This window comes from Alicyclobacillus fodiniaquatilis (assembly GCF_042678105.1).
GTDB lineage: Bacteria > Bacillota > Bacilli > Alicyclobacillales > Alicyclobacillaceae > Alicyclobacillus > Alicyclobacillus fodiniaquatilis.
Genome location: NZ_JBHUCX010000094.1, coordinates 1 through 585, shown reverse-complemented (window position 1 = coordinate 585; position 585 = coordinate 1). Strand labels below are relative to the sequence as shown.

Below are 585 nucleotides of genomic sequence, written 5' to 3'. Positions count from 1 at the left end.
GGGTCTGTCAATAATTTTGTGTAAACTCCGTTCGATAAAACTAGCGGATATAGTTCTCCACTCGGTCTGGAAAGTATATGATTAACTGACTGAGTATCTGTCCCCAGTGCTGCACCCGCATGGTCCAGCGTTTTGTGACCTCCATTGTGGCTAGGTACAACATCTTGGTCAGCGACTCATCGGTCGGGAAGATGCTTTTGCCCTTCGTCACCTTTCGAAGTTGTCTGTGGTAGCCCTCAATCAGATTGGTCGTATAAATGATTCTGCGCATCTCTGGAGGATAACGGAAAAAGGTGGCTAGTTCGTCCCAGTTCGCCCGCCATGACCGAACGACAAGCGGGTATTTTTTACCCCAAGTTTCCTCGAACATATCCAACTCGACTAGAGCAGCATCTTCTGTGTTGGCTTTATATATGGGCTTAAGCGCGGCTGTCACAGATTTATAGTCTTTGTAAGACACGTATTTCAAGGAGTTGCGAATTTGGTGAACAACGCATTTCTGGATGTCTGCTTTTGGATAGCATGCAGAGATAGCTTCGCTGAAGCCTTTCAGATTGTCGACACAAGTGATGAGGATATCTTCGA

General features: G+C 46.3%; 1 protein-coding gene. It reads right to left on the bottom strand.

Annotated features, from left to right (window positions below):
• Window positions 1-40: 40 nt before the first annotated feature.
• On the bottom strand, window positions 41-585 hold a 545-nt coding region (locus ACFSB2_RS23135), incomplete at its 5' end, for an IS256 family transposase (protein ID WP_377945472.1).